22 protein-coding genes and 1 pseudogene are annotated in these 24,240 nt (G+C 69.0%); 9 read left to right on the top strand and 14 right to left on the bottom strand.

The window, feature by feature from the left end:
* The 7 genes from AWX74_RS26220 to AWX74_RS26250 form a co-directional block, all read left to right on the top strand.
* A partial coding sequence (locus AWX74_RS26220; RefSeq protein ID WP_131799537.1) for a tetratricopeptide repeat protein occupies window positions 1-256 on the top strand: 256 nt, incomplete at its 5' end.
* 503 nt (window positions 257-759) lie between these two features.
* Complete coding sequence (locus AWX74_RS26225; protein ID WP_165615789.1) at window positions 760-951, top strand: FxLD family lanthipeptide; 192 nt, start codon at window positions 760-762, stop codon at window positions 949-951.
* Window positions 952-1,030: 79 nt separating this feature from the next.
* A complete protein-coding gene (locus AWX74_RS26230) occupies window positions 1,031-4,099 on the top strand; it encodes a lantibiotic dehydratase (RefSeq protein ID WP_091282408.1) in 3,069 nt (1,022 codons plus the stop codon).
* Window positions 4,096-5,295 carry a lanthionine synthetase C family protein gene (locus AWX74_RS26235; protein WP_091282412.1) on the top strand — a complete coding sequence of 400 codons (1,200 nt, stop codon included), beginning with the start codon at window positions 4,096-4,098 and terminating at the stop codon, window positions 5,293-5,295. Before AWX74_RS26230 ends, AWX74_RS26235 begins: the two co-directional genes overlap by 4 nt.
* Before the next feature lie 59 nt (window positions 5,296-5,354).
* The gene (fxlM, locus tag AWX74_RS26240; protein WP_091282416.1) at window positions 5,355-6,551 is read left to right on the top strand and encodes a methyltransferase, FxLD system; all 1,197 of its coding nucleotides are present in this window, start codon (window positions 5,355-5,357) and stop codon (window positions 6,549-6,551) included.
* 123 nt (window positions 6,552-6,674) lie between these two features.
* The gene (locus AWX74_RS26245) at window positions 6,675-8,297 is read left to right on the top strand and encodes an NsdA family TPR-like regulatory protein (protein WP_091282420.1); all 1,623 of its coding nucleotides are present in this window, start codon (window positions 6,675-6,677) and stop codon (window positions 8,295-8,297) included.
* 77 nt (window positions 8,298-8,374) lie between these two features.
* On the top strand, window positions 8,375-8,827 hold the full coding sequence (locus AWX74_RS26250) for a deaminase (protein WP_091282423.1): 453 nt from the start codon (window positions 8,375-8,377) through the stop codon (window positions 8,825-8,827).
* A 104-nt stretch (window positions 8,828-8,931) separates the two neighbouring features.
* On the opposite strand, the gene AWX74_RS26255 is transcribed toward AWX74_RS26250, so the two are convergent.
* The 11 genes and pseudogenes from AWX74_RS26255 to AWX74_RS26300 form a co-directional block, all read right to left on the bottom strand.
* Window positions 8,932-9,315, bottom strand: a complete 384-nt coding sequence (locus tag AWX74_RS26255; RefSeq protein ID WP_091282426.1) for a hypothetical protein — start codon at window positions 9,313-9,315, stop codon at window positions 8,932-8,934.
* Between the two features lie 212 nt (window positions 9,316-9,527).
* Entirely contained in the window at window positions 9,528-10,082 is a 555-nt protein-coding gene (locus tag AWX74_RS42630) for an excalibur calcium-binding domain-containing protein (RefSeq protein ID WP_091282429.1), read from the bottom strand.
* A 427-nt stretch (window positions 10,083-10,509) separates the two neighbouring features.
* Window positions 10,510-11,748, bottom strand: coding sequence for a methyltransferase, FxLD system (gene fxlM / locus AWX74_RS26265; RefSeq protein WP_091282432.1), 1,239 nt, complete (start codon window positions 11,746-11,748; stop codon window positions 10,510-10,512).
* A 293-nt stretch (window positions 11,749-12,041) separates the two neighbouring features.
* The gene (locus AWX74_RS26270; protein WP_091282436.1) at window positions 12,042-12,551 is read right to left on the bottom strand and encodes a hypothetical protein; all 510 of its coding nucleotides are present in this window, start codon (window positions 12,549-12,551) and stop codon (window positions 12,042-12,044) included.
* Window positions 12,552-12,910: 359 nt separating this feature from the next.
* Window positions 12,911-14,149 (bottom strand): ThiF family adenylyltransferase, encoded by a 1,239-nt coding sequence (locus AWX74_RS26275; protein WP_242666428.1) that lies wholly within the window; start codon window positions 14,147-14,149, stop codon window positions 12,911-12,913.
* An 84-nt stretch (window positions 14,150-14,233) separates the two neighbouring features.
* Window positions 14,234-14,653, bottom strand: a pseudogene (locus AWX74_RS42875) (hypothetical protein); the annotation flags it as partial.
* Between the two features lie 15 nt (window positions 14,654-14,668).
* On the bottom strand, window positions 14,669-15,697 hold the full coding sequence (locus AWX74_RS26280) for an SMODS domain-containing nucleotidyltransferase (RefSeq protein WP_165615791.1): 1,029 nt from the start codon (window positions 15,695-15,697) through the stop codon (window positions 14,669-14,671).
* A gap of 91 nt (window positions 15,698-15,788) precedes the next feature.
* Complete coding sequence (locus tag AWX74_RS26285) at window positions 15,789-16,859, bottom strand: SAVED domain-containing protein (RefSeq protein ID WP_207550419.1); 1,071 nt, start codon at window positions 16,857-16,859, stop codon at window positions 15,789-15,791.
* Between the two features lie 387 nt (window positions 16,860-17,246).
* The gene (locus AWX74_RS26290) at window positions 17,247-18,281 is read right to left on the bottom strand and encodes a replication-relaxation family protein (protein ID WP_091282447.1); all 1,035 of its coding nucleotides are present in this window, start codon (window positions 18,279-18,281) and stop codon (window positions 17,247-17,249) included.
* 173 nt (window positions 18,282-18,454) lie between these two features.
* On the bottom strand, window positions 18,455-19,426 hold the full coding sequence (locus tag AWX74_RS26295; RefSeq protein WP_091282451.1) for an MATE family efflux transporter: 972 nt from the start codon (window positions 19,424-19,426) through the stop codon (window positions 18,455-18,457).
* An 814-nt stretch (window positions 19,427-20,240) separates the two neighbouring features.
* Window positions 20,241-20,723, bottom strand: coding sequence for a GNAT family N-acetyltransferase (locus AWX74_RS26300; RefSeq protein WP_091282454.1), 483 nt, complete (start codon window positions 20,721-20,723; stop codon window positions 20,241-20,243).
* A gap of 527 nt (window positions 20,724-21,250) precedes the next feature.
* Here AWX74_RS26300 and AWX74_RS26305 point away from each other — a divergent pair.
* Entirely contained in the window at window positions 21,251-21,622 is a 372-nt protein-coding gene (locus tag AWX74_RS26305; RefSeq protein WP_091282458.1) for a hypothetical protein, read from the top strand.
* A gap of 146 nt (window positions 21,623-21,768) precedes the next feature.
* The gene (locus tag AWX74_RS26310) at window positions 21,769-22,221 is read left to right on the top strand and encodes an anti-sigma factor (RefSeq protein WP_091282461.1); all 453 of its coding nucleotides are present in this window, start codon (window positions 21,769-21,771) and stop codon (window positions 22,219-22,221) included.
* A gap of 138 nt (window positions 22,222-22,359) precedes the next feature.
* Here AWX74_RS26310 and AWX74_RS26315 read toward each other — a convergent pair whose 3' ends face one another.
* The 3 genes from AWX74_RS26315 to AWX74_RS26325 are packed head-to-tail and all read right to left on the bottom strand — an operon-like array spanning window position 22,360 to window position 24,146.
* Entirely contained in the window at window positions 22,360-22,767 is a 408-nt protein-coding gene (locus AWX74_RS26315; protein WP_091282464.1) for an arsenate reductase ArsC, read from the bottom strand.
* 39 nt (window positions 22,768-22,806) lie between these two features.
* Window positions 22,807-23,517, bottom strand: coding sequence for an aquaporin (locus AWX74_RS26320; RefSeq protein WP_091282466.1), 711 nt, complete (start codon window positions 23,515-23,517; stop codon window positions 22,807-22,809).
* 11 nt (window positions 23,518-23,528) lie between these two features.
* The gene (locus tag AWX74_RS26325) at window positions 23,529-24,146 is read right to left on the bottom strand and encodes an ArsI/CadI family heavy metal resistance metalloenzyme (RefSeq protein WP_091282469.1); all 618 of its coding nucleotides are present in this window, start codon (window positions 24,144-24,146) and stop codon (window positions 23,529-23,531) included.
* Window positions 24,147-24,240: the final 94 nt, after the last annotated feature.

Here is a 24,240-nt window from a genome sequence, read left to right on the forward strand (position 1 = left end):
CCAGATCCTCGGCGACGACCACCCCGAAACCCTGCGCAGCGCCAACAACCTCGCCAGCGACCTGCACGCACTCGGGGAGTACGAGGCGGCGCGCCACCTGAACGAGGACACCCTCCGGCGCCTCCGCCAGATCCTCGGCGACAATCACCCCAACACCCTGCGCAGTGCCAACAACCTCGCTAACACCCTCAACCAACTCGGCGACTACCAGGCCGCCCGCGAGTGGCTCGAATTCGCCCAGGGTCACCACACCTAGCCGGGAAAGACCCGCAACCCTCCGTGCTTGGAAGTTGCGTCCAGCTCAAAGGGCTGAATACGACACAGTCAGATACGTCACCATGCCAATCTCACGCCCCTTCCCCGTCCGACTGATCACGTACGCGGTTGCAGAGTGCTTGCCGTTCCCGGTCCCTGGGAGCCAGCTGCCTTGCCCGCCACAGCGCGAACGGCGCCAGTCCCACAACAGGACGTGATCACCCTTGGGTGCCGGCAGACGGAGATCTCCATGATCGGCGAAGGTGACCGCCATCGCGCCCACCGCGACGGGCCAGCCGATTCGTAGCTCACGAATGTTTCAGCGTCGAACCCTGGCCATTCACCGAACATGCAGGGGGCGCGGACCCTGTTTTCACAGGTCAAGCGCCGCCCGGAACGCGAAGCCAAAGATTCTGGCTGGTGGGAATGTTTCACCGGCCGGGACGGAGCATCGTTACGGCGCGCCCTCGGGGCGTTGCCCTGCTTCCTCCTTCGAAGGGGTTGATGACCATGACGCTTGGTGGTTCCGCGAGTGCGGTTCTGGAGCGGACCGAGGCGCCACCGCTCGGCCTGCTGGACGAGTTCCAGCTCGATGTGCAGGTGACGGTCGAGGCGGCGCCCGGATACACGATGCGGGCGTGCGACACGAGCGACACCTGTGGTTCGACCTGCGCTTCGGCGTGCGCCAGCGACTGACCCGGTGACGGCTGCGGCGCCGGCTCGCCGGTCGTGCCCGTTCGGCGAGCCGGCGACCGCAGTGTGCGACGGAGGTGTGATGGTCGACGTGGAGCTGCCGCTGTACCGCCATGCTGGCGGTGCGATGCTGCGGGCGGCGGTCCTTCCGCTGTCCCAGCAGCCGGAGGACTGGCCGACGTTGTCCGATCCGGACTCGTGCCGGTCGTGGCTACGCGCCGCATGGACGCTGCCCGGGTTTGCCGACGCGATCCGCTACGCGAGTGGGTCGTTCGCCGCTCAGGTCGAGTCGGTTCTCGACGACGACGAGGCGGCGGGCGGCAAGCAGGTTCGACGGGTGACGTCGGCGGTCGTGCGCTACCTGTTGCGTTCCCTGGGAAGGCCGACTCCCTTCGGCTTGTTCGCCGGTGTCGCCGGGGTCCGTATCGGCGAGGGCGTACGTGCGTACCGGGGATCGGCCCACCGGCTGGTCCTGCGGGCGGACACGCTGTGGTTGGACGACGTGGTGGAGCAGCTGGAGAGGCTGCCCGACCTGCTCACTCACCTGGACGTCGTGGTCTGCGATCTGTTGGTCGAACGCGGCGACCGGATCGAGATGCCTCGCGGACCAGGGCGGGTAACGGTACGTAACACGGCGGTGATGCGTCTCGTCCGTGACCTGGCGGCCAAGCCGATCCCGTTCCACCTTCTGCTCGACCAGGTCGCCCTCGCGTTTCCTGCCGCCCCTGCCGCGGATGTCCGCCGTGTGCTCGGTGACCTGGTCGCCCAAGGCATCCTGATCACGGGTCTGCGTGCGCCTATGACGGTGTCCGACCCGCTGGCGCATGTGATCGCGGCCGTCGAGCGTGCCATGGTCGGCGACGGCGAGGCGACCGCCGCCATGCTGGGCGATCTCCGCGCCGCCCAGCAGCTGATCCGGACGCACAACGACGACCACACCAAGCCGAGCACGCAGGCACGGCTCCGGGAGGAGGCATCGGAACGGATGCGGCGCCTGTCGCCAGCCGGCCGGACATCGCTGGCCGGGGACCTGCACCTCGACTGCGACATCGCTGTTCCCACCGACCTCGCCGATGAGATGGCCCACGCGGCTGGTGCGTTGCTGCGTCTCACGCGCCAGCCGCGTCCGGACCAGGGGTGGAACGACTGGTGCCGCGAGTTCTGGGACCGCTACGGCACGGGAGCGCTTGTCCCCGTCCTGGACGCGGTGCATCCCGATACGGGGATCGGTTGGCCGGCTGGCTTCCCGGGAAGCATGCTCGCCGAGCCCGAGGACACGGTCAGCCGCCGTGACCAGGAGCTGCTGCGCCTGGCCTGGGACACGATCACCGCCGGACGGCATGAACTCGTGCTCACCGACTCCCTCATCGCCGCGATCACAGCGGACAGGCCGGTGGACCCACGGTGGATTCCGCCGCACGTCGAGCTGGGCGCCCGTATCCACGCCGCCGACGTCGAGGCGCTGGCGGCCGGGGACTACACGTTCGGCGTTCATCCCGCGTGGGCGTTCGGCACGCTGACCTGCCGGTTCGGCTCCGCCGTGGGCCGTGCCGGCCTGGACACCGTCTTCGCCGCCGCGCCGGCGGCTGTCGAGGGCGCGCTGCCGGTCCAGCTGTCCTTCCCGCCGCTGTTTCCGCACTCGGAGAACGTCTCCCGGGTTCCCCGCTGGCTGCCCCAGGTGCTGCCGGTCGGTGAGCACCGGGGAGACGAGTCGACCGTGATCCGCCTGGACGATCTCGGGATCGTCGCGGTGGCCGACGGGCTGCACCTGGTCAGCATCTCGCGGCGCCAGGTCGTGGAACCGCAGATCTTCCACGCGCTCGCGCTGCGTAAGCAGGCCCCGCCGCTGGCACGGTTCCTCGCCACGCTGACCCGTGGCTTTCTCGCCCGTTTCACCGAGTTCGACTGGGGACCGCTGGCCGCCGGCATCCCCTACACGCCTCGGGTGCGTTACCGGCGCGCAATCCTGTCACCCGCGACGTGGTGGATCAGCGCCGCAGACCACGCCGCGCTACGCGCCGATGGCCACCGCTGGGAGGAAGCATTCGCCCAATGGCGGCAGCGAGGGACCTGCCCGGACATCGTGGAGCTCCATGACGACCACCGGTCACTGCGCCTGGATCTCACTGTGGACGCACATCTGGCGATCTTGCGTGAACACCTGGACAAACACGGCCGCGCGACGCTGACCGAGACCGACTCCGTCGAGGACACGGGATGGATCGGCGGCCACGTCCACGAGATCGTCCTGCCGTTCGTCCGCGCTGTGCCGGCGACACCGAACCTCGTCACCGGCGCTCTACCGCTCGTGACCAACGCGAACGCCGCACACCGGCCGGCCTCGCCGGATGGCTCCTGGCTCTACGCGCAGGTCTTCACCCATCCCGAACGTCTCGACGACATCCTCCGGACGCACCTGCCCCGGCTGATTGACCTGATCGACGGAGACCGGTCGTACTGGTTCGCCCGCTACCGCAGCGTCCGTGAGACCGACCATCTGCGGCTGCGGATCCGCACCACCGGCCAGGAGGGGTACGCCGCAGTGGCCTGTGCAGTCGGCAAGTGGGGGCAGCAGCTCTGCGACGCGGGCGCCGCGTCCCGGCTGACCCTGGCGACCTACCATCCTGAAATCGGCCGTTACGGTAGTGGGACGGCGATGGACGCCGCCGAAGCGGTATTCGCGGCCGACTCGCACGCGGTCGCGACCGCACTCCAGGTCCCGACGCCTCTCGCCGTCCATCCGATGGCGCTCGCGGCCATCGGCATGGTGGAGATCGCCGACGGATTCCACGCCGACCCCGTCCACGCGAACGCCTGGCTGCTGGAGCACCTCGCCGCCAAAGCCACGCCTGGCGCGGATCGGGCCGTCACCGAGCAGGTCACCCGCTGGGCAGCCAGCAGGACTCCGCCGGGCGACGCATCCCTTCCCGCCGCCCTCGTGCAGACGTGGCAGGCTCGCCGGGAAGCGTTGACCCGCTATCGGCTCGCGCTCCCCGGGAACGCCGATGTCGATCAGATTCTGTCGGCGCTCCTGCACATGCACCACAACCGCGCCAGGCTCATCGATCGCGCCGACGAGGCCATCTGCCGGCGCCTGGCCCGGCAGATCGCCCTCACCCGGCGCGCACACATCACGGCGGACAGCACGTGAGTACGCTGCCCCGTTTCCCCCCGGTCCCGGCCTCTGGCGATGCGGAATCGGCGCACTGGGCCCAGTCCCTCGGCGACGGGGCACCAGGGATCGCACTGGCGCATATCGTCCGTGCCCGCGCCGGCCTCGACGGCTGGGAACCGGTGCACCGCCTCGCCGCGGCGATGACACGTAGCCCGCTCAACGCCCATCCGGACACCGCCAGCCTGTACCAGGGCGCACCAGCCGTCGCCTACGCCCTGCACACGGCCGATCACCCCGCCTACGACACCGCGCTCGCCACCCTCGACGACGCCATCGCCACCGTCATCCGGAGCCGTCTGGAAGCCGCCCACCGCCGCATCGATCACGGGCAGCTGCCCCACGCCGGCGAGTACGACCTGATCAACGGACTCACCGGCCTCGGCGCGCTCCTTCTCCACCGCGACCGCGAAAGCGCACTTCTCCGGGAAGTGCTCATGTACTTGGTGCGGCTGACCCGACCCATCCGCGTCGATGGCCACGCCCTGCCCGGATGGTGGGCGACGGGCAGCCCCGACCGCCGCGCCTCCGCGCGGTGGAACGCCGGCCATGCCGGCTTCGGCATGGCCCACGGCATCGCTGGACCGCTGGCGCTCCTGGCCATCACCAAGCGGCAGGGGATCACCGTGGCAGGACACATCGACGCGCTCCACAACGTCATCGCGTGGCTCGACCAGTGGCGCAGAGGCCAGAGGCGGGCCGGCTGGTGGCCCGAGGTGATCGACCACGACGAGCTGCGCACCGGCAGCGCGGCCCGCCCGGGACCACCGCGACCGTCCTGGTGCTACGGCAGTCCCGGAATCGCCCGAGCCGAACACCTCGCCGCCCTCGCCCTCGGAGACCAACAACGAGCCTCCAACGCGGTCGAGAGTCTCGTCGGATGCCTCACCGACGGCCACCAGCTCGCGCAGCTCACCGACGCGGGACTCTGCCACGGCTGGGCCGGCCTCCTCCTGACCGCCCACCGGGCCGCGGTCGACACCGGGACCTGCGAACTCTCCGCCGCCGTCAGCGCTGCAGAAGCACGTGGGCAGCGGTACCTCCGCGGCCACGGCGAGCCCACCCGAGAAGGGTTCCTGGAGGGCCTAACCGGCGTGACGCTCACCGCCGCCGCCCTGGAGATCACATCTGATTCCGCGCTGCCAGGCTGGGACCGCTGCCTCCTCATCAGCTGACAGTCAGTGACCGGTCAATGCCATCGCTACGACCACCCCCACCATCGCGAAGGAGATCCATGGAGACGACCGCAGCCACATCACCCGGCGCGCTGCGCGACCGGATGGTCGACCGCATCCTCACCAACGAGCATCTGCCCCCGTGGGTCGAAGCGGCACTGCGATCCGTCGAACGCCACCGCTACGTCCCCGAGGCGCCACTGACCGACGCCTACGACGAGAAGGCGGTCATCACCCACACCTTCCCCGACGGCACCCACCTCAGCTGCGCTTCCGGCCCCACCATCGTGGCCGCGATGCTCACCGCCCTCGACGTCCGGCCCGACCAGCGCATCCTGGAGATCGGCGCTGGCACCGGCTACAACGCGGCACTCCTCGCCACCCTCGTGGGAGCCGGCGGCCAGGTCACCACCATCGACATCAACGCCGACGTGACCGCCGCTGCGCGGCGCAATCTTGACGACACCGGCTTTCCGCACGTCCGCGTCCTGACCCGCGACGGCGCCGACGGTGCCGCCGAGGAGGGCCCGTTCGACCGGATCATCGTCACGGTCGGTGCCTGGGACATCCCCCAGGCCTGGTGGGACCAGCTCGCCCCCGACGGCCGCCTCGTCCTCCCGCTGCGCTGGCGCGGGACCACCCGCGCCGTCGCCCTCACCAAGCAGGAAGACCACTGGAAGTCCGACTGGGTCTTCCTGTGCGGCTTCGTGCCGATGCTCGGCCAGCCCGGCGAGCGGAAGAGCGTCATCCACCCCGACGGCCTCGCCGCGCTGCACCACGATCTCGACCAGCCCATCGACGCCGACGCCCTGCTCGGCGTCCTCGACCGGGAGAAGTCCGCCATCTGGTCCGACGTGACCGTGCACGGCCAGGAACCCTTCGACCGTGTCTGGCTCCACCTCAGCGCCGTGGACGACGGCACGGTCCGCATCGAGGCCGACCAGCAGGCCGTCGCCGACGGGCTGTGCACACCCGCGATCGCCTCACGCAGCCCGGCCCTCGTCGAGGACGGCTCCCTTGCCTACTTCACCATCCGGCGCACCGACAGCCCCGGGCGCTGGCAGCTCGGCGCCATCGGCCACGGGCCCCTCGGCCACCGTCTCGCCACACGGATCGTCGACCAGATCGACGCCTGGGACCGCGACCGCACGGCCGACCCTGAAATCCTCGCCTTCCCGACCGGCAGGCCGATCCCCGACCGGACGAAAGGGAAGATCATAAGCAAGCCGGAGAACCGCCTGGTACTGCGGTACTAAGCAGCGACCGTCCTGGATAGTGAGGCAGCGGTTACTGTGGGCGGGTTCCGATCGAGAGCCGATCCGTGGCCGTAGCTGCGGGCTCGCGAGCGTCCTTGACCCGGAAGGGGCGGCAACGTCGCCATGAACAAGCCCAGCCAGCGGGTTGAGCAGGACGAGTTGCGGACTCGGATGCGCGCGACCGGGATGAGCCACCACGAGATCGCGATCGAGTTCGCCCGCCGCTACCGCCTACGCCCCCGCGCCGCCTACCGGGTCGCACACGGCTGGACACAGCAGCAGGCCGCCGACCGCATCAACGCCCACGCCACCCGGGCCGGCCTCGACCCCGAGGGCACCGCCCCGATGACCGCACCGCGGCTGTCCGAGGTGGAGAACTGGCCTCGTCCAGCTCGGCGACGTCCCACCCCCCAGCTCCTCGCCCTACTCGCCGAGGTCTACGGATGCGATCTCCACGCCCTGGTCGACGTCGATGACCGTGAGCACCTCCCACCCGCGGACGTGTTCCTGATCAACGGCATGAGCCGTCCGCCGGACCGAGCGGCTACATCGTCAGCGGCCTCTTCGTTCACGTCCTCGGCGCCTCTATGGGGCACAGCTACCGAACGACCGGTCGAAGCCGCCCCCAGTGCCGCCAGCGCCGGACACGCGCCGAACCCCAGCTCAGCCGGTCAGACGCATGAAGATCACTTGATCATTTTTCCGCAACTCGCCCCGGATGGGAGGATCGTCCTCATGCCACTCGATCGCCGGGGCTTCCTGAGCGGCCTGGGTCTCACCGCCGCCAGCGGCTCGACCCTCAGCCCGCTCGCCATGACGCCGACGATCCCATCAGGATCGTCCTCCATCGATCCACGCGTCGTCGATCACTTCGCACGCCTGCGCGCCGTGCTCGCGGAGAACGACAACCTTTTCGGACCGCGCCAGGTCATCACCACGGCGCAGGAGCAAGCCGGCCTCATCGCCACTCATCTCCGCAACGGCACGAACTCCCGCCCCCAACGGCAGACCCTGCTCCACATCCAGACGCAGTTCGCTGATCTCCTCGGCTGGCTCCACCAGGACAGCGGGGATCACGCCACCGCCGGATACTGGCTCGACCGGGCGCTGGAATGGTCACACCGAGCAGGCGACCCCAAGGCCACGGTGTTCATCCTCGCCCGCAAGAGCCAACTCGCCGCGGACCGTGGCGACCCAGTCGAAGCCGTCGACGTAGCCGACGCAGCCCTGACCAGCGCGGAACCAACCGGCCGTCTCGCCGCCATCGCCGCGACCTACAGCGCGCACGGCCACGCACTGCGGGGCGAGAAGACCACCTGCCTGACGCTCTACGACCGTGCCCACGACATCCTCGACAGGGCCGGACCCGACACCGACCCCTGGGGAGAGTTCTTCAGCCCTGCCTACATCGAAGTCCAGCGGGCACACAGCCTCGCGGCACTCGGTGACTACCCCGCTGCAGCCAGCGGCTTCCGGACCGCGATCGACGGCCTCCCCCCTGCCTTCCATCGCGACCGCGGTGTCTACCTCGCCCGCGAAGCCCTCGCGCACGCAGGAGCACGCGAACCAGAGCAAGCCGCAACACTTGGTCTCAACGCACTCACGGTGGGTGCCAGCACGCACTCCGGGCGCATCATGACTAGCCTGCGGACACTGCGTGACGCCGTCGCCGGGTGGCAGACTGTCCCCCAGGTACGCGAGTTCCGTCAGGCGATGGACCGGGTTCCCACGGCCATCGCCGTCTGACTGCCACCATCCCGCCTATCGGCTTTCCGGTCCGCCCCACTCGGGACCGGGCCCCTCAGGGAAGGACGAGCCGTTCCATGCCCCAGCTGGATGACCACCGTTGGATGACCCGGGCCATCGAACTCGCTCACCGCTGCCCACCCGCCACCGGCGCCTACTCGGTCGGCGCCGTCATCGTCGACGAGAACAACGAGGAGATCGCCTTCGGCTTCTCCCGCGAGGTCGACGACGCGGTACACGCCGAGGAGTCCGCCCTCGCAAAGATCGCACCCGACGACCCCCGGCTCGCAACCGCGACGATCTACAGCACCCTCGAACCGTGCTCGCAGCGCAAGTCCCGGCCGCGCACCTGCACCCAGCTCATCCTGGAGGCGAAGATCCCGCGAGTGGTCATCGCCTGGCGCGAGCCCAGCCTCTTCGTCGCCGACTGCCAGGGCTACGAACTCCTCGCCCAGGCCGGCGTCACCGTCGTGGAACTGCCTGAGCTTGGCGAGCAGGCCCGCGCCATGAACGCCCACCTCTCGGTCTAACTCAACGTCGTCGCGTCGCGTCGGACCGCATGGCTGCCACCAGGCTGGAGGCACGCCGCATCGTCGGCAGAATCACGTCCGCCCCGCACGCGCTGCGCAGCGACTCAAGGCCCTCCCGCGTTCCAGGAGGCCACTGGCGCAGATGCCCCCGCCGGGAAGTATCGGACGGCGGTCAGCTCCCGCCCGGTCACGATCGGGTAGATGATCCAGCCCCGAACGCAGGTGCCCGGCTCGAGGTATCCCTGGATCGGGTACTGGGGCGCGGGGAACTGGTTGTAGGTGAGATTGGCCGGTTCTGTCAGCCCGTTGCCCGCGTCGGTCACCGTCCAGGCGTCCTTCCCCACCTCGCTGCCCGCCTGGCCGGAGTCCAGACACGTCTGAACGTCGATCCCGACCCACTCGGTTCCCGCCTGTTGGGGTGCGGGGGCGCCGGGCGCGGCCTGACGCCGCTGTCCGAAGTACGTCACCGAGCCCCAGCCGGTGACCACCTCGACGCCAGGACCCGGGCGAGAGGTGGGCGACGCCGCTGGTTGAGTCGGCGTCGGCAAGAGGGGAGCTGACGAACTCGGGACGACGGCCGCGGCCGTCGCCGATTCCGCCTCGCCGCCGCCGCAGCCAGCGAGGCTGCCGACGATAGCCAGGACCAGGCAGCCGGATGCTCGTCGTATCGGTCTCTCACGCAGGACATCGCCAGCCGTTCTCATTCGCACGCGACGCCGTCGCGGTCCCGGTCAAGCTTGGTGCTGTAGCCCGGCTGACCCGCATAGAGCGGGGCGGCGCCGGCCGCGTGTGCCTCGGCACAGGATGCGAAGGAGACAGCGGCCGGCGCGGGCTCCGCTGGCGGCGGCGCCTGCGTGGTTTGTGGTGCAGCCTGGACCGGAGCAGGTGCCGGAGGCGGCGCCTGCTGCTGCACCACCTGGGTCGGGGCGGGAGCGGGAGCCTGTTGCTGGACCGGCTGCGTCGAGGCGGCAGCAGGAGGTGGTGCGGCCTCCGTGGTGGCAGAGGGCACTGGAGCGGGATCGCTCGGCGCCGGGGAAACCAGGCTCGGCGACGCACTCGGTGTCGCGGACGTCGTTGGCGTCGTTGACGCGGTGACCTTCGCCGGACTACTCACTGGCGTCTCCTCGGGCGGCGATCCCGCCAGAGAGCCGATCAGGAGCAGCAGCAGGAAGACCCCGATGACCCCACTGGCTATCGGATGTCGACGGATCCAGGCGAGAACCCGGAAACCCAGCGCCGACGATTGACGCGACATGTTGTGATCCCCCCTGCTCGTCCACCCCCGTGGGACAAGCGGCGAGCAGAGTAGCGGACCACCCGAAAGCACACAGCTACCGGGTAGCTCCACAATGAGGACGCCCCTCGGAGCGCGAGCTGCAGGGCAGACCCACCAACCCGCTCTACAAGATCAAGATCAGGTCCTGCTCCAGATCAGAAACGGACCCGCATAGCCAGCTCCACCCGGCAACATCGTCGCCAGCTCCCCCGTAGGTAACTGGACAGGTGAGTGGGCGCGCGAACGTGACGCAGCCCCGCCGGCAGCGACGACTCGGCACCGGAGCGGGGTGGTCCGGGTCTGCCCACCGGACCGGATCCGGGTTCGGACCCGAGGGATCCGTTTCCGGACCGATTGTTCTGGTGGGGGATTTCTCGGGTGGGTGGTACGTCCTGAACCGGCCGTGTCAGCCCGCGACCGGCCAGGAAATCGAGACCAGGCCGTGGGTCTTCGCCAGCGCGGCCGTGCCCTCGCCGGCCGGCGGACGGTCGGTGCCCGTCGGCCAGTAGGCGAAGGTCGGGGCCGGTCCGCCCCGTGCCTGGCGATCCCAGGCCTGGATCTGCTCGACGAGCACGGTGGCAGCGGCCTCGCCGTACGGGCCGTACGCCCGCCCGCCGAACTCGACACCGGCGCCGTCCAGCGCCGGGCGCACCGCCGGATAGGCGAACGAGTCGTCCTGCACGGTACCGAAGGGGAACCAGCTCTTGCGTTCAGCGGCCAGGTCGGTTCCCTCGTCCGCCGCCAGCCGGCAGAAGCCCGGCAGGAAGCACGCGAACCATAGGTGCAGGTCGGCGAACGACACGCCGTTACGGATCGTGACCTCGGACCACACCTCGGTCCGAGGTGTCGCCAGGACACCGTCCAGAAGATCCAGGTCCTGGGGTGGGTTGGCGTCGAAACGCAGCCTGACGTGGCGGCCGTGCCCGTCTGGCAGAAGGAAGACCCGCTCGTCGTGGGCACCGGCGCCCTGCATGGGAACGAACCCGCACACCTCGGCCGAGGTGCTCACCAGGTGATCGCCGTCGCGGCGGAACCCGATCGACCGGGTGATCCCGTTCATCCGTAGCGGTACGACGATCCGGCCGTCCTCGGCCAGCTGCGCGAGCCACGCCGGCGAGAGGTCCCAGGCGCCGGCCGTCACCAGGATCGCGTCGACCCGGTCGCCGAGCTCGGCAACGCCGTCCTCCGCGTCGGTGAGGATGACCGTGACCCGGTCCGTGTATCCGGTCGCCTCCAGAAGTGCGCGGGCCCGCTCGGTCACCTCGGGATCGATGTCCACGCTGATCACTCGGCCCGACGGGCCGACGATCTCGGCGAGGAGCGCGGCGTTGTAGCCGCTGGACCCGATCTCGATCACGCTCATCCCGAGGCCGAGCCCGGCCTGTTCGATCATCCGAGCCTGGATGAACGGCGCACTGATCGACGAGATGATCACACCATCCGCGGCCCACTTGATCGCCACCGAGTCATCGGAGTTGTAAGCAACCTCCAGCGAGGTGCCCTCGGGCACGAACAGATGCCGCGGCACGGCGCGAAACGCCCGCTCCACCTCCAGTGAGGTGATCATGCCGGTCACGCAAAGCTTGTCCACCAGCGCATTGCGGACCTCCGCCGCCCTGTCCGAGTCGCTGGGCGTGCCAATCATCTGAGTCAACGAAGATCCTCCCGGGCGGTCTCGCCCCAGCTTCGCGGCGCCACAGACGGAAGATCGTCTGCGCTCCGGCGGTGTGCGTTGCAACGACCGCCCATGCCGAGGCGCGACTCATTCCCCGGACAGGGAAGATTCGACCTCGACTGCGCATAGGCTCCTGAGCTGCGGAAACGATGACCGAAGCCCCCACCGATTCGGCGTATAGGCCACAGATGCGAGTCGGAAAGTTCGCCAGCCGGTCCGTCTACCACGCGGGCCAACAATTCTCGACCGGGTCACGTTCAGGGTCACTGCGGAAGCCCCGAGGCGAGATCGGGGATACCGGAGGTGAGGAGACGGTGCAGGGCGGCACCGGGGTGGCGAGGCAACGGGCGAATGGGGACGGCGAAGTACTCGGGTTCATCGAAGACGGGCTCGCCGTTGGGACGGCGAGCGAACTCGACCCGGCCGTAGTCGATGCCATCGCCGTTGTCGTAGCTCATCCAGCTGATCGTCTCGGTCTCGCCAGGCTGGAGAGGGGCAGTGAACAGGGGGCGGGCCTGGATGGTGTCGCCGTCGTCGTACCAGACATGTGGGACGGCGAAGACCCACCGGTGAACGCGGATGGCCTGCGCCTGGGTCGCCACGCGGACCTCGAACGCGAGGCTCGTCGCCCAGCTGGTCAGATAGTCGTAGTCGCTGAGGATCAAGGTCCGATCGCCGCGCAACCCAACGATGGCCGGAAAATCGCCCGCGCGGACCGCGCGCTGCACACGGGCGGTGATGTCCTCGACCAGGGCCCCAGTTTCACTGTCCATAGCCCAGTCCTTCCTTCCGTGGTGTCGGCATATCCGGCGGATACACCGCAGGGGTGATCACGCCCCTTCACCACTGATGCGCTGTGGCGTCGGGCCCGACCGTCCGCGACACGCGCTAGTTTCTCCGCCTGCATGCCCTGGGCTGCTCTGCCGCTTCTCGTCGTCGGCCTGGTAGGGCGGTCATCGCGGCCGAACTGTCCGGCGGTCGCCGACTGGTCCTGCAACCCGACCTCCGGTTCAGCGACAGCATGGCCGGACTCCGGTCAGGCCGCATGCAGCTGCCGGTCGAGGCTGGCGCGGGTATCGGCTGAGGTGAGTGGAGAGGCCGGGGACAGGTCGGGCGGATTAGCCACCTCGCGTCAGACAGCGGGCACGAAGTGGCGAAAGGGTTCTGCGGGCGAGTGAGGCAGTCCGATCAGATGGGTGCCGGATACCGGTTCGGTGCTCGCTAGGTAGCTGCCGAGTATGGAGGTCAGACTGGCGGCAACAGCGGCGGTGTCAGCGGCCGAACCATGGAAGGTGGGTACGGAGCAGCCCCGGGTGGGGATGAGCTCGTCGCCTGGGGGCAGATCCCTCCAAAAGGTATGGAAGGCTTCGAGCTCGCCGTCGGCGCTGATCTTCTCGCCGGCGCGCTGGTCGATCGTGTTCGGCCCGGAGGGGTTCGTCCGGTCGCTGACGGTGAGTAGCCCAAGGGTGCTGGTTCTCGCGTCGGTCGCGACTTGAGCGAGCAGCGGGCGACCTGGCATCGGCGCGAGGTCGTCGAGGAGCTGGCCGATGGCGCGGGAGACGGTGGCGTCGAGGACGAGGTCGGCGTCGAGGATCGACGCGATGGCACCTGGGACAAGACCGACGTGCGCCTCGACCTCCAGATCGTCGCGGATCGCGGCAAGGCGCTTTCGCAGTGCTTCTGCCTTCGCTGTGCCGATGTCTTCCTCGGTGAAGTCCTGACGCACCAGCAGGCCTCCGGTGACGGTGCCGGGGTCGCAGAGGATCAGACGTTTGGCGCCGGCGCGGGCGATGAACTCGGCGATCCAGGATCCGAGGCCGCCGCACCCCCAGACGTGGATCGTCTTCCCCTGATAGGCGTTGGCGGGACGGTTAGCGTCGCGTCGGGTTGTGACGCTGTCCCGTTCGTCGGACACGGCGCACCACTCCACGGGTGTCTGGTGGTCGATCTCGCCCGCCCCAATGCTGATCACCGGGGTGGTGCGCTGACGGACGAGCCGACGCAGTTCGTCGGCCGCCGTGGCGGGCACCTGGCCTGCGAGAAGGTGAGGAGGGCCGCCGACGGGGTGCGGGATCGCGAGGATGAACGTCTGCGGCGTGCCCTCCTGGTTTCGAGCAGCGGCAGCCGCGAGAGCCGTGAGGAAGGGCACCGATTGCGCCCGCGGCCGCCATGCGCCGAAAGCTCCAGGCCTGACTGCGGTGTCGAGCAGCTCCAGAAGGCCCCGCAGTCGGCTCCCTGCTCCGAGAGGCAGGGGATCTGCCAGCTGGAAGACCACGGTTCGGTGTCGTCCGGTGTGATCGTCGCTGTAGCAGAGGTCGTGTCGATGTGGAGAACGCACGGCGAGGTAGGCAGGCTGGGCCGTGAGCGCCATGCCGGATTCACGGATGACGATCGTGGGGATGCCCGGTGTGCGGTGCAGGATCCCGCCGACCGCGTGGAAGAGGGCTACCTCGGGGTTGAACCGCGCAGCTGCCGCGTCCGCGAGCCAGTCGTGCAGCCGGTCGATCGCGCTGGCGAATCCGCGCCGAGGGTCCCATTCCCTCGCCGAGTCAAGGTAGATACACAGTCGTCGTCCCTGCAGCACGTGCGGGTAACCCAGGAATCGACCATGATCGACCTCGACGACCGGAGGCGACAGCTGACTGGCGCCGATCCTCAGAAGGAACTCCTCCTTCTCGCGTAGGGGAAGACCACGTGGGGCGCGGGGCAGGCCGCCTGTTCGTAGCCGGATGCGGGCCTCGACGAGCCCGCCGTCAGTCAGCCGCGGGTGGTCGAGCAGCTGGAACTCGTTTGGGAAGTCAGCGGCGACCGCGCGCAGTTCACGGATGGCCGACTGCTGCCAGTCTGTGAACTCGGCACGTCTCCGTCTCGTCACCGGTCGCGCGCCTCGCTACCCGGCTCGGCCCGAGCGGCCGGACGAGGAGATGCCCGGGGGCTTGATGCCGTCGGTGATTCGACCCGCGACCCCGGCGGTGCCGAACTTGCTGCTGGCCGACGAGGTCTTCGGAGCCTGGAACTTGTCCCCGAAGAGCTCCTGCCACTTCTTGACGCTCTTCTCTTCGTCAGTCTCGAGGTAGGCCTCACGGATCTCAGCCGCGTGGACGTGGATGCGAGCGCGGAAGTAGGAGTAGGTCGTCTGGTCCCATCGATGGTCGAAGGTGACCAACGGGTTCGACGGGTCGACGATGGACGGCTTAGTCAGGCGGGCCTGCAGCCACACGTCCAGATCGCTGACCAGGTGCAGCAGGGCGGTCGGTAGATCCTGATAGTAGCCCGGGTCACCAATCTTCTTCCAGGCGGCGACCTGTTCGCCGAGGAGGGTGGTGATGAGGATCGACTTGGTGCCGGTGAAGGAGTTCTTGTGGTCGCGCAGGAACTTCAAGAGACGGATCACCTTGCGCAGGTTGCCGTCGGCGATCTTGTCCCGCTCCTTCATCCACGCGGTGAAGCCGTCCGGGTTGGTCGTCTCGAACTGGTTGAGGTCCCGGTTGATGATCACCTGGCGACCGTCGGCGAGGATCACGTACGGGACGACGTCGACGTGCATCTCGTGGTCCGCGTACTCAATGTAGACACAGCGGCACTTTCGGCCGTGTGGCATGCCACCGTACCGCGAGTGGTGGTGGATGACCTCCCAGACAGCGTTGCTGTACTCCCGTACGTTGTCTGACCAGACAGCTTCCTCCTTCATCTGGAGGAGGAAATCAGCGTCGAACGGCTTGCCATTCTGCGGACTAATGATCGTCTCCTGAGCCCAGGAGCCCTGCGGGATCTTTTTGATTAGGCGCGGGCCGAGCTCAGGATCCGCGCTGAGGGCCGTGTAAATGGCGTCGACACGGGCGGCGAGCAGGTCCAGCTTCGGCTGGCTGAGGTTGACCGTGTTCTTCAAGAAGCTGTTGAAGTAGTCGGTGTGCTTCACGGAACGTTTCCCTGGGGTGATCGTGGGTGAGAAGGAGCCGGCATCTACGATCCGGCCGGGGACGCGCGGGAGAGGTCGGAGCCCTGGTCGGTCAGGTGTTGACCTCGACGGCGCTCACGTAGGTGTCGTTCTGCCGCTCGTACACCTCGACGGGCGGCTGGGCGCCACGCATGAAGGCGCGTCCCATCTCGATGGCGGCGCTCAGCGGTGTGGCGGCGACGAGATGCCATCGCGTGGCTCGGGGGCACGTCGTCTCGACCTCGGCGAGCAGGCTCCGCCAGCGGTCAGCGAAGTTCCGCAGCGTGTCTGGATGCGAGACGAGCCGAGGGCCAAACAGATCGCCCTGCGGTCGAATCTCAACGTACGGCAGCCCCTGCAGCGGCTCCGGCAGCTTGAGCCTCTGGACCTCGGCCGTCAGCGAGGCGGCGAGGACGACCTCTCCGGCCGCGGTGGAGTCGAGGGCGGCGCGGATGGTGAAGTCGTGGATTTCGGCGGTCTCGTCCCAGCGCCAGCCTTGATCTCCGTCCCGATGCTTCTGGTAGAGGCGGGTGTCGGTCTTGTCGTCGAGCCGGGAACCCAGGTAGACGAGCAGCGGGATCGGCGCGATCGCGAAGATCGACAGATGGTCAACGACGCCGCTCGCGACTGCCTGCTCGACGAGTGCCAAGGTGTGGTCGATCGTCTCCTGGGCAGCAAGCCAGTAGGAGGAACGACTCGGGTCGCCGGCGAGGTGGCAGGCGAAGTCCCCCTGCCACCGGCCGTCCGCGAGGCCGAGATAGCCGGCGGCCAGCAGCGCGTCGGCTGTCTGCCGCTGCGAGGCGAAGGCGGTAGCCCCCCGTACGAGACCACCGACCCGGATCGGCGCGGTACGGCGCAGCCCGCCGCTCGTCGCGGCTACCCGCACACGGTCCTCATGCCGCGTCTTCAGGTCACGGAGGCGGTCAGTCGTGAAGTACGGAGAGTGATCATCACTGTCGATCAGACGGTGGCAACCGTGACACAGCAGAAGGAGGTTCTCCTCCGTCTCTCTCTCCGTGAGGTCCTCGACGAGCCCGCGAGGAGAGCCAGGAGTGGCCGTGGCGCCGACATTGTGTGCCAGCTCGCCAACGAGGACCGTGTGGAGGAAGGTACGGGCCGCGCCGAGCAGGCTGACGGAGCACATGACGCAGCACCCGCCGGCCCGCGCCCAGACAGCGATTCGCACCGAGGGCTTGATGTTCCCCCGAGCGACCGCCGTGTCCCGAACCTTCTTAGATGCCATAGATCGGAAGGTATCCGACGGGTCCGACAGAACCGGCTCGCCGCCCGGTGTACCAGATACATGGCCGCGCCGCCCGATGGACGCAGCCAGCTTCGCCCGGCCCTGGGGAGTGAGGACAACCTCCCCGTCCACCCCGGCGGTCTTGCGGCCAACGTCACGCTCCGTAACCCGGTGTGGTGGCCCGCCGGGGACTCGAAACCTGGGCTGGCTTACTCCTTCCGATCGGCCGGGTTTCTGGTTGCCTGGGTGCAACACCCAGGCAACCAGAACCGATCTGGACGGCTACGGTCAGGCCGCGTGTTGCTGATGGTCGAGGCCTATGGGGGGCATTGGCTGCGGCGGGTGAAGGCGGTTGGGACGCCCGGGGAGATTGATCTTGTCTTCGTGGCCTGTGGCGGCGCGGTCCAGGGGCGACCAGACGAGGGACAACTGGCCCAGTCCGAGGCGACCGGCGCTAGCGCGGGTCAGGGGTAGCCAGCGGACCAGGGTGGCGTCCAGGTGTTGGTCGGGTTCGGCGAGGTCCGCGGCCGTGGTCGCGACGGGTACCCGTGCGGGCTGGTCGAGGTGGCGCAGCGCATCGACCAGCGCCTCGCGGATCCGGGCCTCCCGGCGGGTCGTGGTGGTCCAGATCAGGAGCGGTGTGGTGATCCGGGTCTCCTTGGCGAGCTGATGGTAGGTGTCGATCTTGAGGGCGAGGCGGCGTAGCGGTTCGGTGCCGAAGTCCAGCTCGACGAACCACTCGATCTCGGCGCCGCCCTGCGCCCAACGGCCGTAGCCGTCCGGGCGGACGATGTCCCCGTACAGTCCCGCGCACCGTTCCTCTGACCACCAGGCCGTGAGTCGGCCGGTGGCGTCGGGCTGGCGGGCGTGGTGGATCAGCCGGGTGAACATCCCATTGACCGCGACCCGGTGGGCCAGATGCAGGGAGTGGGCGATGCCCATGGCCCGGTCGTGCTGGTAACCGATCTTCCTCGGGTCCAGGCCGTCCTCGTGCGCGAGGACGGCGGCGCCAGCGACGTCGAGGACGTAGTGCATGGGCGACAGGCCACTGATGGCCAGGGGCTGGAACCGGTCGAGGACCCGCCAGCGGTACAGCTCCAGCAGACGGATGTTCGCCGACCGGCGGGTGACCCAGCCGAGTTCGACGATCTGGTGGGTGGTCAACACCCGGTGCTCGTGGATCATGCGGGTGATCCACCGGTCCCGTGGGGTCAGGTGGCGGGCCAGCCACAGTTGGTGCTCACCGCTGGACACGATGCGGGCGGTGGGTCGGGCGTAGGTGCGGCGGCCGAGGTAGGTCTGCTGCGGAGGGTTCGTGATCATGCGGAGAGGTCTCCCGAGGGTCGTCAGGCAGGCAGAGATCGACGAACAGGCAGGTAGGAAGGGGCAGATGGCAGGCCAATCCGGAGGTGAGCGGGCAGTCGCATCCGCACCGGGACATCCCGCCCGCCAACACACGGGGTGCGCGCCAGTCCCACCCGTCGGGGCGGGGACCCTCATCCGACAGCGGCCAGCGCACCTGTCTCGGCCGACTCGACCGGCCCAAGGTCAACCATGTCGACGTCTCCCGGCACGACCACCGCGGGCAGCCCGTCCGCAGCCGCGTCATCGGCCTCCAGCACGATCGCGGCTGTGCCGACCTCAGACGCGTCAGCGTTGGGGACGTGTTCCTCCAGCACCCGGTGCGCCTCGATGCGCAGTTGCGTGACCAGCGCCCGCGCCTTCTTCGAGCCGACTTTCAGCCGCTTGCGCAGCTCGTCCGAGGAGATCGGACGGCGGTGTTCCTCCCAGTAACGGGCGTCCTCACGCCGCGCCCGGTCCAACAGCGAACCATCGACCACCACGGCGTTCGCCTGCTCGGGAGCGCGCTGCGCAGGAACCGCACCCACCTCGGCCCGCGGGCTCCCACCTTCCGTTGCCACAGGCACCGCGGTGGACACCACTGCCCCGGCAGTCTCTGTCGGCCGGGATGCGGGCTGAGGGATCGCGGCGTCCTGCGCTGCGGGATGGAAGGTGGTGGGGTGGCGCATCGCGCGCAGGAGCCCCGGGCCAACCTCAGACCAGCCGATCAGCAGCGCCGGGCCGACCGCGTCGAACGCGGCCTTCCCGTAGTCCCCCGCGATCACCGGCTCGGCGATGTTCAACGCCAGCGTCACCACGCTGGAGAACACCAGCAGCCGCCGCGCCGGACGCAGCAGCTCCGGCGGAGCACCCTGCAGCGCCATCTGCCGCGTGCCCAGCAAGAGGCCCACCACGGACAAGTCGACCGCCGGAGCCACCAACGGCGCGACCCAGACCGGCACTCCCAGACGCAACCCGAGCTGGAACACATTGCCGAACCCGAAGGCGAACGTGAGCCCGACGACCACAATCATGATCACCGTGACGAGGGTGACCGCCGCGTCACTTCCTGCTACCGGCCGCGTTCCAGTCGAAGCGTCCATCACGGCGGCGCCATCAGCGGCCATCAGGCACCGCCCCCGGTCAGCGCCCGCGCCGCCGCCGGCCGCGATCCGTCACTGGGCGTGATAAATGCAGGTACGCGGGCCGACACGACCAGGCTCGCTTTGGCCCGGTTCTGCGTGGATGCTGTCCGAGCCTCCCCGGGGGCACACGACTTGGGTGGTTTGTGCCCAGTGGGACTGGGCCTTGGCGTCGTGTCAGTTTGTTGGGGGGGCGACCCCCCAAGCCCCCCGGGTGGCCGGCGCTCTTGGGTAGCCGGGGTTTTGGGGTGGCTTGCCGGTCCGATCGGTGCCCGGGCGAGTTGGTTCGTGGCCAGCGGTTCGTAGATCTTCGCCGTACCCGGTCGAGCATCGTCGCGACCTCCGAGGGCCGCGGGAGCAGGCGCTCACCGGCCAGTGCCGTCACCTCGTCCGGTCGTTGGTCCCACCGACGTAGACGTCTGGCGCGTCGAACGCCGACCGCAGGCAGCCGGATCAGTCCCTTTATTGATCAAGCCGTGGTGCGGGTTGCGCCGCGCGGCCGGCTGCGCCTGGCCGTGCTCGCCGGGCGCGTCGCAGCCCGCACGACGTAGACGATCCCGAGATGTTCGAGGAACGACACCGGCCGACAGCGTCCCGGAATCGGCCGAGACACCGCGCAGGGAACCGCGGGGCATCCGCCGCGTGCGCCGGTGGCAGCCGAAAACGAGCAGAGGCACGCCGGCCAAAACCGGGAGACAACGCGAGAACGCCACGCTCCCCGGACAGCGCGGGTGAACTCCATGCCGTCAGGCAATCACGGCGTTGCGCCTGAGACAGCGCTTGTCGCGTAACGACTACCTCAGAGACTCCTGTGGTACCGGACCATGGGCAGTGCCGTGAAACCGGCGCTTTCGTAGGTGGCTCGCGCGGGAGCATGACCCGGATCACCGCCGGTCTCGACGATGGCAACGCGGCATCCAGATCTTCGGATGTACTCGATGGCTTGCGTCATCAAGGCATCCGCGATCCCCTTCCGCTGATGGCGCGGATCCACGCCGATAACCTCGATCTCGCCCCTGCTCAGCTCCCGATCAATGATGACAGCGACGAAACCGGCGGCGTGTTCGTCGACGTCCGCCACCCAGACCCTGGCCTTATCCCCCAGGCAGACCCCGCGCACGAACTCCGCATGAGAAACGGGCCAGTCCGGCCATACCCGAAGAAAGACGGCACGCCCAAGCACCTGTTCGACCGACGCGAAAACCGGGCCCCATGCATCCACCGAGAATGCAACGACCTCTTCCACATCCGCGGCGAGCAGAGGACGTATCACCGGATCCACGGACTCAGTATGGCTGGTGTGGGCGCAGTCAATCGGCTTTCGGCGTCCTGTGATGTACCGCAGGCCGAACGGCTGGGGAGACCATCACGAATTCCTACTGGACCTCTGATCACGCCAGAAGGTCTTGGCCTCAGGCATGAGCGCCGTTCCCCCGCGATACGCACGACGATCCCGCCGGGGAAGGGGCAAGGGGCCCGCGTAGCCCCGTCAGACGGCCTTGCATCCCTCGCCCATGTACCGGCACCATCGCCGTCCGGCGCTCCTCGTAGCGTCCCGCATCAGAATGGGTGCAGGCCCTCCGCCGTCAGGTTCGGTGAACGGTGCCCGAGCCGCCGTCGCACGTCGAACAGCACGTCGAACAGCAGGGTGAACCGCGATGCCCGCGCGTGCGTCCAAAAGCCATGACGTCAAGGGACATTGATCGCAAGCTGACCGTTGTCGGTGCTCTTGCCTCTCTTGTGGCGGCTCTTGCGCTGACTGGCTGCGAAAATTCGGGCGAGCCCACTCAGCCGCAGGTCCTGCCCTCGGTGCCCAGCGGCGGCACCGTCGTCGGGGCCGCCGTCGTCGACTGTGGGAGCGAGCGGATCGGGCCACGCAGCCTGGCCGCCGGGGAGGCCCGACGGTGCTTCGTCGAGGCGGTCGCCGCCCGGCGGGCAGCAGTGCTGGAAAGCACCGCGCTCGACACAGAGGGCGATCCGACCGTCTACTCGCTCACCGGCGACACCCGAGGTGGCATCGCCGTCCTCGAAGACCGCAGCAAGGCCCGGTTCCGCGGCGCCGGTCCAGCCCGGTGGCGGTTCGTCTGTACGTCCATCGACAGCGCCGAGGAGACCAGGCCTGGTCATGCCGATCTCGTCGTCAACCGCCTGCGCGGGTGCACCTCTCCCGAACCCGTCTGACCCCACTGGGCTGTTGCCGGCCGGATCGGTCTGATGATGTATGCGACGGCCCGCTGTGGGAATGTGCCCGGCGGACGGCGGACAATTCGAACTCGACACCGGCGACGGATCTCTAAGCCGGAACGGCCCAGCGCTGGGAGCGGAACATGGATACGGCACCTCCAGCCGCCGGCGATGGTGATGGCGATGGCGATGGCAGCTCCGGCGACGGCCACGGTGACGGTCCGCGCGACGTCGTGCAGCTCACCATCCCCGCCACCGGAGCTTTCCTGGTCGTCCTTCGCACCGCGACCGCGTCCCTGGCCGCGCGGGCGGACTTCACCCTCGACGACATCGAGGATCTGCGGATCGCCGTGGACGAGGCCTGCGCCCTTCTGCTGGTCTCCGCGGTCCCCGAATCGTCCCTGGAATGCGTCTTCACGCTGTCGCCGGGCGTCCTGAGGGTGACCGTCTCGGTCGACAGCCTCGACGGTGAGCCGCCGTCGAGGGACACGTTCGCCTGGACCGTGCTGAACGCGCTCGCCGGTGAGGTCCGCACTTCCACCGGGCCGGGCCGACGAGTCACGATCGAGCTGGCGAAGCGACGCGGCGGTGAATAGCCGGTCGCCCGCGCCTACCGTCCAGCTCCCCGGCGCCGTCAACGTGTCCGGATGCGCCTCCTCCAAGACCTCCCATCGGCGGGCCGGGCGGACTGTTCGGCATGAATGTCAGGCCATCGCGGGTAACCGCTCATGGCCTCAGCCGGTGGGCAGAAGTTCGTTCAGAAGCGTTTCGACGTGGGCGCGGATCGCGTCGCGGATCGGGCGGACGGCGTCGACGTCAAGGCCGGCGGGGTCGTCGAGCTTCCAGTCCTCGTATCGGATGCCGGGGAAGACCGGGCAGGTGTCGCCGCAGCCCATGGTGATGACCAGGGTCGAGGTCGCGACCGCGTCGGCGGTGAGGATCTTCGGTGTCGCAGCGGCGATGTCGATGCCGATCTCGGCCATCGCCGCCACGGCTACCGGGTTGACCTCAGTTGCCGGAACTGAGCCGGCGGAACGGACTTCGACCTGGTCGCCGGCGAGGTGGGTGAGGAAGCCGGCGGCCATCTGGGAACGGCCGGCGTTGTGCACGCAGACGAACAGGATCGACGGTTTCTCGGGCACGGATGGCTCAGTCCTTTCACGGTGTGGGAAACCGCCTGCTCACCGCCCGGCAGACGCCAGTGGGTAGAGCACGCGGACCAGGCAGTAGCCGACCAGGCCACCAACGACCTGGGCGACGACGAAGGGCGGGACGGATGCGGGGGCGATACCGGCGAACGTGTCGGAGAGCATCCGTCCGAGGCTGATCGCGGGATTCGCGAAGCTGGTGGAGCTGGTGAACCAGTAGGCGGCGCCGATGTAGGCGCCGACCGCGGCCGGTGCCCGTTCCGCGCGGGCGGTCCGGGTCAGCGAGAAGATCAGCAGGATCAGCCCGGCGGTGGCGACGACCTCGGCGAGCAGGTGTGCTCCCGACGCCCGGTGGTGCGTAGAGATCGACACCGCCGGGCCGTCGAACATCAGGTTCGCCAGGATCGCGCCTCCGCAGCAGCCGGCGGCCTGGGCGGGCAGGTAGGCGGCGGCGTCCCGCCACGGCAGGCCACCGAACGCGGCGTCGACCGCCGTGACGACCGGGTTGAGGTGGGCGCCGGACACCGGCCCGACCATCAGGATGATCGCGTACAGGCCGGCGGCGGTCGCCGCGGCGTTCTCGACCAGTTGCAGGCCGACCTGGCCCGGGCTCAGCTGCTGCGCGGCGATTCCGGAACCGACGACCAGTGCCGCCAGCAGCAGGCCGCCCAGCGCCTCGGCGAGCAGCCGTCGTGCCAGCGGCGGCCGTACCAGCGGCGGATGGCCCGCCAATGCGTTCGTCACGGGCGGCGGGTTCAGCAGCAGGAGCCGGTCGAGGCCGGTCCCGGCTCCGCCGTGGATGCGGTGGATGCGGTGGTTGCGGTGACTGTGCCGACTGCGGTGGATGCGGTGGTTGCGGTGACTGTGCCGACTGCGGTGGATGCGGTGGCGTCTGGCGCGCAGATCGGGCCGCAGTCGCAGGCGGAGCCCGGGCCCCCGGCACGCTCCGCACGTTCGGCGGCCGACGGCGTCGCACCTGGACGGGTCGTCTCGGCGACGTCGGCGAGCACCGTGTAGACCTCCCACGGCGCGCCGTCCGGGTCGTCGACCCACACCTTGTCCTGCAGGGCGTAGCAGCAGGCCGTGTTCTCCTCCACCGCCGTCGCCAGCCCGGCCCCGGCGAGGCGCGCGGTGGCCGCGGACACCTCGTCGGACGTCCCGACCTCGATGCCCAGGTGGTTGAGCGCCCCGGCGACCCCGGCACCACGCGCCGCCGGGTTCTCGATCAGGACCAGCTTCAACGGCGGCGCGTCGATCGCGAAGTTCGCGTACCCCGGCCGCCGTTTCGCCGGCTCGGCCCCAAACAGCCTCCGGTAGAACTCCACCGCCGCGTCCACATCCGAGACGTTCAGCGCCAGCTGCACCCGCTCCATCACGAACCCCCACGATCACATCGACGACCGTCTATGTCTGGATGAGCAGAGGATGACCGACCACATAGACGACTGTCAATGTCCTGGGGCATGC

The sequence above is a fragment of the Parafrankia irregularis genome (assembly GCF_001536285.1).
GTDB lineage: Bacteria > Actinomycetota > Actinomycetes > Frankiales > Frankiaceae > Parafrankia > Parafrankia irregularis.